Raw genomic sequence first — 10,713 nt, 5'->3', positions numbered from 1 at the left:
ATAGTGAGAGAGTGAGTGAAACTAAGTACTTCCATGGTAATAAATTTCTCATGTTTTTTTAGTTTATAGTGTAAGTAACGGTAGTAAGACGATTAAATCGTAACTAAGTAACAAAATAGCGAATTAGTTTGATTTAAATTAGAAAATATAGTAGTATCTTTTTGGATTTTTTTTTACATAACAGACCGGTGAAAATGAAAATTATAAGTTTCGAGTTGTTTCAGGTACCCCCAAGGTGGTTATTTTTAAAAATAAAAACAGATGAGGGAATTATTGGCTGGGGAGAGCCTGTGATCGAGGGCAAAGCTGCCACAGTAAAAGCAGCTGTTGTTGAATTGATGGAAGCGTTGATTGGAAAAGATCCGATGGATATTGAAAGGCATTGGAATACGATGTATCGCGGTGGCTTTTATCGTGGCGGGCCAATCCTGATGAGCGCAATCGCCGGTATCGACCAGGCATTGTGGGATATCAAAGGGAAGTTTTATAATGCACCCGTTTATCAGCTTCTTGGTGGTAAATGCCGGGATAAGATCAAAGTGTATTCGTGGATAGGTGGAGACCGCCCCGCAGATGTGGCGAATGCTGCGAAGTTATCTTTGGAAAGTGGTTTCAAAGCCATCAAAATGAATGCGACGGATGAAATGCAATACATTGATTCCTACGAAAAAATCGATCTGGTACTGGCGCGTGTCGCGTCCATACGTGAGGCCGTGGGATATAGCCTGGATATTGGCGTGGATTTTCACGGAAGATTACACAAGCCCATGGCCAAGGTACTTGCGAAGGAATTGGAACAGTTTCGGCCCATGTTCATTGAAGAACCCGTTTTGCCTGAAAACAATGAGGCGCTGCGCGAAATAGCCAATCACACCTGTATTCCTATTGCTACCGGCGAAAGAATGTTCAGCCGCTGGCAGTTCAAAAATCTGTTAACAGACGGCTATGCAGATATTATCCAACCTGATTTATCCCACGCAGGTGGTATAACAGAATGTAAAAAAATCTTGTCGATGGCCGAGGCGTTCGACGTGGCAGCCGCTCCACATTGTCCACTTGGGCCAATCGCGCTGGCAGCTTGTCTGCAGGTGGACGCCACATGCCATAATGCTTTTATTCAGGAACAAAGCCTTGGTATACATTACAATCAGGGAAGTGATTTGATGGATTATCTGGAAGATAAGTCGGTTTTTAGCTACGAAGGTGGTTTTGTCAACATTCCATCCGGACCGGGACTTGGCATTCAGGTGAATGAGGCGCAGGTTCGGAAGATGGCACAAGTAGGGCATAACTGGAAAAATCCGCTTTGGAAGCATGCGGACGGCAGCGCCGCTGAATGGTAATCGAACGCTGGCTGGTTGGGAACGCTTTACATTTTTGCAGGGCGGAATAATCCGCGCTGTTTCCGCGCTGGAAAATGGCGATTGCTATCTTGTAAGATGTTTTTCCGACCGGCCATTTTTATTCAACCGCGTCCCCTGATGTTCCGGGTACTTATTATCGCAAAAAGCGTGGTAAGTTTTCTTATCCAGGTTGCTTGCGATAATCAAAGCTTTGAAGACATGACACCAAATTATATGTATACGAATAATAAAATTTATGCACATAATTTGCTTATTAGTAGGTCATTAAATGTAAATAAGCTACGTGCGGATACCATTTGAAGATGCGATTAGAGTTCCTTCCCGAGATCAATATCAATCTTTTAATCCTGAATGAAATGAGATCAATAATAGCTATCTATTTCTTTGTTACGGCACTTTATAGCTGTGGGGTTGCCTATGGAAAGGTCAATACAGATGTTAAGGAAAAGATCGTAATCATGTTTAAAAATGTGCCTGATGTAGATAATTACTTTTACTATACAACTACCCACTGGACAAGAAATGACAACCATCTCACGATTTACAAGGATAACACCAGAAACCTGATTGAATGTAAACCCAATATTATGCCCAAAAACATCGTAGAGACGGTTTACGACAAATACGCTTTAATGAGAATTCTGGTGAATCACTTCGATTTTAATGAAATTCTACTACATAAGGGAGATTCGGTAGAGATCGAATACAAGGACAAATTCCCGCAGATCAAGGTTCTGAACAGGATTTGCTTGAAATATGATTTAGGATTTGATGCACTCGTTAGAAAGAGATTACATATTACAGGGTATTCGCCTTATGGAAAATATCGTGAAGCAAATAAGCTAAATGGGCAGAGAATTCTATCAGACAAAAATATTCGGAAAGCAAATAACAATTTGACGAATGAAGAAAGATTGGCTAGGATCAATATGGGAGTGGATTCTGTAAGGAATAGCCTGTACGGTAACGTGTATGCATATTTGGTTTCTGAAAAGAATATACTGGATTCAATAAAAGCCTTAAATCAAATTTCAGAACTTGAGTACCGATTTTACAAAGACAGAAATGAAAATATTAAAAACGCGATTAACATCGGCGCCGGGAAAATATCCGGGTTAGAAATTCGGAAGATATTTGAAAATTATACCGCTAAAGAATCCAATTATCCTGAGATACATCATCAGGAACTGTTAAGTACGGTTGCGTATATTTATTACACCAAAACTGCGGACTTTAAAGATTTTCGTGACGGTATAAACAAAGATTATAGACAGGTTTTTTCAAAGATTGATACGTCTGCTCTGTTTCCGGAAAAAGACAAAAATTATTTATTGACAAGAGAACTCAACAGAATTCATAGTGTATTTTCCCACGATAATTTTATTGAGTATTTTACAAAATATCAATTATCGGTGAAGGATACTGCCCTTGTAAATCGGACTAAAAGGAATTTTTCCCTGGAGTTCGATAGTAGTCGAAGTCAAACAGTGTCAATGGTTCTGACTGGGCAAAAGGGGGAAAAGCTTACTTTTGAAGACTTAAAGAAGCGTCATAAAGGTAAAATTATCTATGTTGATTTTTGGGCCAGCTGGTGTGGTCCATGCAGAGAAGCCATGCCCGCTTCGGCTTCATTAAGAAAGGAACTTGAAGGTAAGGATGTGGTTTTTGTTTATTTGTCCATTGACAACAATATACCACCCTGGCAGATAGCCAGTGTAAAAGAAGATTTACACAATTTAAAAGATAACTTTCTTGTGGTAAATCATAAAACATCAGAATTTTTCAGGAAATATAAGCTCAATGAAATACCACGTTATATGATCTTTGACAAAACCGGGAATTTGATACATGCCAATGCGCCAAGGGTAGAAAGTAGTGAAATCGGATTGCTCCTTACCAGGCTGGCTCATAAGCCTTAGGAGCTATCCGCTTCTTAGGCCCCATCGTATGCCGCTTTCAATTTGGCAATATCCAGTTTCTTCATGGTCAGGACAGCCTGGGTAACCCGGTTGATCTGTTCGCGTGTACCGGTACTCATTTTTTCTTCCATATCAGCGGATGAAATTTGCCAGGATACACCAAACTTATCTTTGAGCCATCCACATTCTTCGGACTCAGGGAGGGCTGATAATTTCTGCCAGTAGTAATCGATATCCTGCTGGTCTTCACAGTTTACCAGGAGGGAAACCGCTTCGTTGAAATCGAATTTATGCTCGTGGGCACTATCCATGGCCGCGAACCACGTATTTTCGAGCATAAAATCGGCGAACATAACCGTGCCTTCCTGATCGGGCTCCTGGCCTTTTCCATAGCGATACATTCCGCCTAATTTTGAGTGCTTAAAAACGGAGAGATAAAAGTTGATAGCCTCCTCCGCCTTGCCGCATTTGCTTCCCACAAACATAAGGGAAGGTACGATCGCTGGCCTCGACTCACCTTCAGGATTGGTCAGAATCAACTGCCAGGATAAGCCGTACTTATCCTGTACCCATCCATAACGCTCGCTAAAAGGATATTTGTCAATAGGCATGAGCACATTGCCACCTTCTGCTAATTTGTTCCAGACCATATCTATTTTTTCTCTCGCATCTTTTTTTCCTGTCTCAGGCGAGCCGAATAGCAGCGGGTCAAAATTCACCATGAATGAGATGGATGGATTAAACTTAAAGAGCGGGCCGGCACTGATGGCCATGAATTTTTGATTCCAGAGTTCAAAACTTACAACATCGCAATCGCCGGATGGGGTATTCTCAAGTGTAGTCAGATGGGTAACCCTGGAATCCGGGAATACTGAGGCATAAAATGCTGCGGCTTCCTTCGCTTCTTTATCAAACCATAAATGCGGAATAATTTTTTGCATAACCATTCATTTAGATCGTTTTAAAATGCGGTATCGGACAGGATAACTGTATGATAAAGTTAAAGAATTTCGGTGAAACTTGTTTGAGATAAGGTTCCACAAGTTTTATAACAGATTCTCTTTATTAGGTCTGATACAATCCAGAAGATACGCTTAGTCTGCACGCAATCGCTCTATTGGGTTTGCCGTGGCCGCACGGTAAACTTTTGAACCTATGATGATAGAGCAGCAGAGCACAACAATCACAAATGTGCCAATATAGGGCAATGGCCCGGCGTCAGGGTGATATTTGAAGATAAATTGGAAAATAAACCTGCTGGTAAACAGGTAACCGAAAACCGAACCAACGACAAATGCAATCAGCAGGATATGTACGAATCGCCGGTTGACTGACCCGATGATTTGCAGCACCGAAGCGCCAAGAACTTTACGCATGCCAATTTCCTTACTACGTTTGTCTATGTTTAATGAAATTTGTGCAAACAAACCTGATGCGGAAAGCAGCAGGGTGACAATGGCCAGAAAAAACGCTATCGACTTAAATCCATTTGTCATGCGGAGTTCCTTTTCAATCAAATCTGATTGTAGAAAACCCCGGTAAGGTAAATTGGGAGCCGTTTTGTGCCATGCTGTCTGCAAGTATGCCGCAACTTGTGGCAATTTATCTTTGCTTGCCCGCACGACCATGTACTTATAGTCATCTTGCTTTGCCATACGCAGCACACAAGGCGGTACTATATCATGTAGGCCATATTCTTTATAGTCGTTTACAACGCCAACAATCGTATATTTTATACGGTCCAGCGTAACTTGCTGACCTATCGGTTGATGCAATCCGGAGCGCTGCACAAAGGTCTGATTGACCAGGATAGATGCATCTACATCGGCTTCACCGTCATGAAATGGGCGTCCCTGAATCAAACCAATGCCCATGGTATTAAGGTAATCGCGTCCTCCGATATGCGCAACTTGTGCCTGCATTTCCCCGCTCTCGGTTGTAGCCGTCAGCGTGTACGTCCCATCGCCGATTTGCTGCACGCACCCGGCTGCATTCTTAATTTCCGGATGAGATTGAATGGCCTGGCTTAAAACCCTGTATTGCTGCGGGTCGTTGATTTCAACAACCGCGACCTCATGGATGGCATAACCATAATCCGCTTTTTGTTGAAATGCTGCATTCTGGGTCATGACAATGCCAACAACCAATGCAAAACACGATAGACTAAATTGTGCAAGCAGTAAAAAGCGTGTAAAACGGTTTATGGAACCCAGGGATGTTTTTCCTTTAAGAATACGAACGGGTTGGAACGAGCTGACGTAAAGTGCAGGATACAAACCAGAACAGATCGCACTAACCGCTGGGACCAGTATCAAAAACAACCAAAAACCATAATCTTTTGTCAGGTCCGGTGAAAGATCGATACCCGTGAGGCCAACCATGGTTGGGGTCAACAGATTGATAAATAACAGAGCCAATGCTGACGCCAAAAGACAAAGAATAATGTTTTCAGTCAGGAATTGCCAGATTAATTCGCCTCTCAGCCCTCCGATTACTTTACGAACTCCGATCTCTTTTAACCGGCCGCTGGCAAAGGCGATTGAAACATTTGTGAAATTAAAGCAAGTGATAATTAAAATAAATACCGACATGATCGCAGGGACAATAACAAGAACGCCACGGGGATTGGAAGTTAGTTCGCTACCATATACGTATCCGGACATATCAATATCCGAGCTCGTCGCCAGTTCAGAAAATGGCTGAAGTGAAAAGCCTTCCAAAAGCCAATCCGTGTGATTACTATTATGGAGTGCCACATAGGGTTTAAGATTAGATCGTACAAAAGGTCCGGTTTGTCCATCTTTCAACTGCACAAATGTCGTAATGCGCGTTGGATTGGCCCAGTCATCAGGTGGCGTCTTCCCATTGATAAACCCATTCTCGAAAGACGTGATGATGTCAAACTGAATACTTGAATTTGCAGGGATCCGCTGCGCTACGGCGGCAACCGTATAAACCTTGTCTTCGCCTTCAGCGTCAACGATAGTCAGGGGCTGGCCCACGGGCATTTGTTTTGGGAAATATTTCCCGGCTAAATCGTCACTGATTATGATCTGATTGGCTTTGTCAAAGGCTGACAGGTTTCCAAATTTTAAAGGAAAATTGAAAAAATCAAATAGGTCCTTGTCGGCGTAGTGCATACGCTCGTCGAAAGTATTGTCCTTGTGTTTTACGATGACAGGAGCATTGCTCAATCGGGCAATCCTTTCGGCCCCTGCTAATTCCTTTTGCATTGCCTGGCCCAGTGGCAAGGGAACAACGCCCCAGGTCTGTTTTGTACCTTCTACGATTCGCTCACTGTTCAGCCGGTAAATACCTTCGGTATGGGTATGATTTTGGTCGAACTTGGCCCGGTAGTTGTAGTTTAGGTAAGCCAGAATGCAGCAGGCAATTGCAAAACCTAATCCTGCGACATTGAGGACCACGTAAATCTTATTGCGCCAAAGGACACGGAAAGCGATCTTAAAGTAATTAGCGAGCATAGGTTTAATTGCATAGTATGGTAACCGACTCAACTTTGCGATTTACAAAAGATTGGGCGGCTACTCCTTAGACGCTCTCAATTATTGTACCACTTGTACAAATATCGCATTAAATGTATTTAAAGCACTTTTTGAATGATCATTTGTTCGGATTTGAACACTACTGTCCGGTTTTAAGTAAGCAACTGTTGGCAATTAGCTATATGCGATTAAGTCAGTAACCGGATGATTATTTGTTTACTATAAAAATCGATAATGGGAACTAATTTAATGCCAACTCATTTCTTCTTGAACTCCCATTTCATTTCAAAATCACGAAGCAGGTTATCCAGATCTTTCTCATCCAACGGGACGATCAATTCAACTTCCGATGCATTAGCGGATTTTTTGGCCAAATTCATATCCATTGTCCAGGTCATGGAATTCTCTGTTTTACTTAACTTAAAATATGCCTTTTCCAGGTCTTTCGTATCGGTGACTCTGTTTCGGATGACAATCAGGTTATCAGTTACTTCATAACGGTAGTCAAAACCCTGGGTTTCCAAATCAACAAACAAAAAGGAGTCTAAATCGGAGAGAAAAGGTAACTGGCCTTTCACTTTACCATCTGATTTAAAATCTACGGTTACGACATCGGCCGGAAAACTATCTTCCGAGACCTTCTCCTCATCTTTAAGTACCGCGTTGACGGTTATCTTCGTTAACTGCCATTGACCGTCCAAAGTCGTTGAAGACGGTGCCACATTATCTTTTTGGGAGCTGCATCCCGCTGCAAAAGACAGGAGTACCCCTAGAAATAGAATCTTTTTCAATTTCATATTGGGTTTTGATTTGTTTTAAAAATGGTCACTTAAACAGATACTCGCATGTAAGTGTGTATGATCTCAATACCGCTAGGTGACGCTATAAGTGTACCATTTTATAGCATCGCAATACTTGCCAAACCATTATCTACACCCATCACCTCAAATTTAAGGGAAGGTATTTTACTCAGGGCGTCGATAAGTTCATCTGTATTTCCTGTATGCTCTACCTGAATTTTCCCCTCTGTACTACCAGGAAGCAATTTTTTCTGGACATTTTTCACTTTGGCATTCTTTGATATGGCGTTTGACAAAGTGGTAAGTCTGGCGTAGTTTACGTTAGTGACCGTTATCTCCGTCACATTTGTTGAAACGCTTGAAGCCGCTGCCCTTGATGCACCACCTTTGTCACCACCTGCAAATTGCACATTCATGCTACAGAGACGCTCCAGAAGATATTGCGCCATGTTGTCCGATGCATTTTTTATAGCTATTTTGTTTGCAACGGCTTCTGAAACATCAATTCCACCTCCTGCTATCGCGTTGGTAGCAAGGATCGAACCATCTTCAGTGGCAATCGCTTTTATTTCCAAACGTGCCCTGCAGGAAATCATACCGCCTTGTGTATTGGTTCGCTCTGATATGGTTTGGCCTGTAATAATCATTTGGGCCCCCATTTGAAGCCCCAGCGCTGCCATATCCCCCAAATTTCCTGTTGAATCCGCTACCTTTCGCATTCTGCCATACACCTTGGGGTCAACCACGCGAAAACCCGCTTCCACAAAATAACGCGTTAGCTCAGTCTCCGTGGCCGATTGTTCTATGATGACCGGTTTGTATATTGCCGAGGCGCTGGTCTGCCGGCTTGCCTGATTTTCCGTTTTGCTTGCATTGTCGTTTCTTCTCCCGAAAATGCCTTTTACAATTTCAACAGTGGCTTCCCGCTCCCTAAGATTCATTTCCCGCTCACGCCGATTCATATCGGTCGTGGTATTGTCCCTGGCCGTTCCCGCAGTGGTGGCTTCGGTTACCAGAATAATCACCTTCGGAGATCCGCTGCGCAGCATGGAGCAATTTTGTGCCGTGTATTGCTTCTTCACTTTAGGTTTAAGGGGTTCTGGAATATCGATCTTATCTTTTTCTTCCGCCATTAGTTCGACAGCCCGGATGATGGCCTTTTGCATTGCATCCTGTACGGCGCGGTTTTGCGTGGTGCCAACGGTTTGGATACCGGCAAATTTAAATCCGGTAAATCCCGACGAGCTCCCGGTCATGTTCACATCCCTGCTAAACAGTACCTCGCCTGTTTGAGGATTCAGTAATTTTAATGTAAATCCCACCGTGGCTTTATTTCCTCCGACACTTACCACAGCAATGGTCGTTGAAGATTTTCCTTCGGAGTAATCTGTTACTTCACCTGTTACAATGAGCTGGGCTCCTAGTTGTTGTCCTGCCTGAGGTCCCGATCCGTCTGTGAAACCATCCTGTGCAAAGGCCATTTCGCCCGTTGCATCGCCAATGTTTCGGTTCATTTCCAAAACGCGAAAGCAGTTGGTTTGTTGAATGGCCGATGTAAGCATGGTGGCCAATTCATCCCCGAAAGTTGCATTTGCCTTAGATGCTTTGGTGGAGACATTGAAGCGCGACACTTTAACGACTACCCGTTTGTCTCTAGGGAGATCCTTACATTTTTCGGCAACTTTTTCGAGTGAGATTTTTGGGTCCTTTTGGGCGAGGATCTGCAATGGAATCAGGCTTGCAAATACCAGGGTTAAACAATATTGGAAGTATTTTCGCATGATAGATGGGTTTTATGATAAGATTTAAGACAGGGGGAGCGCTCATTGTCAGGGACACTTGGAATAGGTTGAGAGAGCAGGCACTGGTTTTTTGTCTATTTTACAACTTAAAAGTCACGCCCAAAGCGAAAGAAGCTCTGGTAAAGGTTTCGACTGCGGAACCGTAATAGCCATAGTCATTTTTATAACGGTAGATGTCGAATCCTACTTTGGCCATTGCCCCAATTTTATCGGTAAAAAAGTACCGGCTGCCTACGAACGGTGTGGACAAAAATGCGGCTTGTGAATCGGAATCACCAGCAAACTTGTACGTGACCAGTTGAACGCCCAGGCCCAAGCCAGCAAGTAAGTCGAGTTTTTCAACAGGGAGTTTAAGCAACCGGTTGAAATGATAATTTCCGACGAGCTGAATCCCCATATTGCCAACATGGTTCTTCTTGGCAAAAGAGGATTTTGCACCGACGCCGATGTCATCGGTAACCCCGGTTTCGAAGTTGGCGAAAATTGGAATGTAGTCGCTCTGTAACTGAAAACCCGCGTCAACCAGTTTAGTCCCTTTTTCAAAAATTTGGGCTTTTGCCGCAATGGAACCTAGAAAAAATAAACAAATGAGCGTCCGAGAAATGAAGAGTTTTTGCATATACGTCAACTTGAAAATGGTTTGATAAATAATGATCATGAGGAGCATTTTGTTTAATAATTCGAATCCGGGATTACTGCTGTAATCATGGTGGCGGTGAATCGCTCACCGCTTGGTATAGGTCCAGATCGTTGACTTCCCGGTGGAAAGCGTCCCCGTGTAGGTGTCAATAACTTTTTTGTTATTTGTTACCCGCACCGTAAAATTGGAAATTTTGTTGCTGCTGGCATTGCAGCGGCCATAATAGCGGACCCATACTTTGTATTCTCCCTTCGGTGCGGAATCATCCTCTGGCCAGAATATATTTTCGTTGGGGCCATTGGGACAGTCATTGCACTTGCAGTCAACATCCAATGCACCACCAGAGGAGGAAGATGCGTTTTGATAACTCAGCGTTTCACCCTCAGGATCGGTAACATACAAATCCAGATCAACATTTTCCTCGTTGTCAAATTGAAGATTGAACCTTGGGTTTCCCGGACTCCCTACCAATACCGGATCTGCCTCTTTCTTTTTACAGCCGTCCAGACTTATCAATGTAATAACCATTATCAGCATCGTTAAAATGCTCCTTGTACTTTTTGCCATGTTATGAAAGAAATTAATTGAGGGTTTCAATAATTTGTTTTTCACCGAGTCCTGAAAAGATAAAATTGGGCTTCACTACAAACATCTCATTTATTATGATTCCTGTCAATCAGTGATC

General features: G+C 42.9%; 8 protein-coding genes. 2 read left to right on the top strand and 6 right to left on the bottom strand.

Annotated elements, in window-relative coordinates; all coding sequences use genetic code 11:
- Window positions 1-194: 194 nt before the first annotated feature.
- Together dgoD and RB622_RS26230 are read left to right on the top strand one after the other, a co-directional pair.
- Window positions 195-1,343, top strand: a complete 1,149-nt coding sequence (dgoD, locus tag RB622_RS26235; RefSeq protein ID WP_308049751.1) for a galactonate dehydratase — start codon at window positions 195-197, stop codon at window positions 1,341-1,343.
- Between the two features lie 377 nt (window positions 1,344-1,720).
- Window positions 1,721-3,283 (top strand): TlpA disulfide reductase family protein, encoded by a 1,563-nt coding sequence (locus RB622_RS26230; protein ID WP_308049750.1) that lies wholly within the window; start codon window positions 1,721-1,723, stop codon window positions 3,281-3,283.
- Between the two features lie 14 nt (window positions 3,284-3,297).
- On the opposite strand, the gene RB622_RS26225 is transcribed toward RB622_RS26230, so the two are convergent.
- From RB622_RS26225 to RB622_RS26200, 6 genes are all read right to left on the bottom strand, one after another.
- Window positions 3,298-4,224, bottom strand: coding sequence for a VOC family protein (locus tag RB622_RS26225; RefSeq protein ID WP_308049749.1), 927 nt, complete (start codon window positions 4,222-4,224; stop codon window positions 3,298-3,300).
- Between the two features lie 153 nt (window positions 4,225-4,377).
- A complete protein-coding gene (locus RB622_RS26220; RefSeq protein ID WP_308049748.1) occupies window positions 4,378-6,765 on the bottom strand; it encodes an FtsX-like permease family protein in 2,388 nt (795 codons plus the stop codon).
- A 278-nt stretch (window positions 6,766-7,043) separates the two neighbouring features.
- Window positions 7,044-7,577: a hypothetical protein gene (locus RB622_RS26215; protein ID WP_308049747.1), complete on the bottom strand. Its 534-nt coding sequence runs from the start codon at window positions 7,575-7,577 to the stop codon at window positions 7,044-7,046.
- A 107-nt stretch (window positions 7,578-7,684) separates the two neighbouring features.
- Window positions 7,685-9,367 (bottom strand): CsgG/HfaB family protein, encoded by a 1,683-nt coding sequence (locus tag RB622_RS26210; protein WP_308049746.1) that lies wholly within the window; start codon window positions 9,365-9,367, stop codon window positions 7,685-7,687.
- A 100-nt stretch (window positions 9,368-9,467) separates the two neighbouring features.
- Window positions 9,468-10,046: a hypothetical protein gene (locus RB622_RS26205; RefSeq protein ID WP_308049745.1), complete on the bottom strand. Its 579-nt coding sequence runs from the start codon at window positions 10,044-10,046 to the stop codon at window positions 9,468-9,470.
- Between the two features lie 66 nt (window positions 10,047-10,112).
- Window positions 10,113-10,556, bottom strand: coding sequence for a hypothetical protein (locus RB622_RS26200; protein ID WP_308049744.1), 444 nt, complete (start codon window positions 10,554-10,556; stop codon window positions 10,113-10,115).
- Between the last annotated feature and the right edge of the window lie 157 nt (window positions 10,557-10,713).

Source organism: Dyadobacter sp. LHD-138 (assembly GCF_030929615.1).
In the GTDB taxonomy this organism is placed as follows: domain Bacteria; phylum Bacteroidota; class Bacteroidia; order Cytophagales; family Spirosomataceae; genus Dyadobacter.
This window is presented reverse-complemented; position numbering and strand designations above follow the sequence as displayed.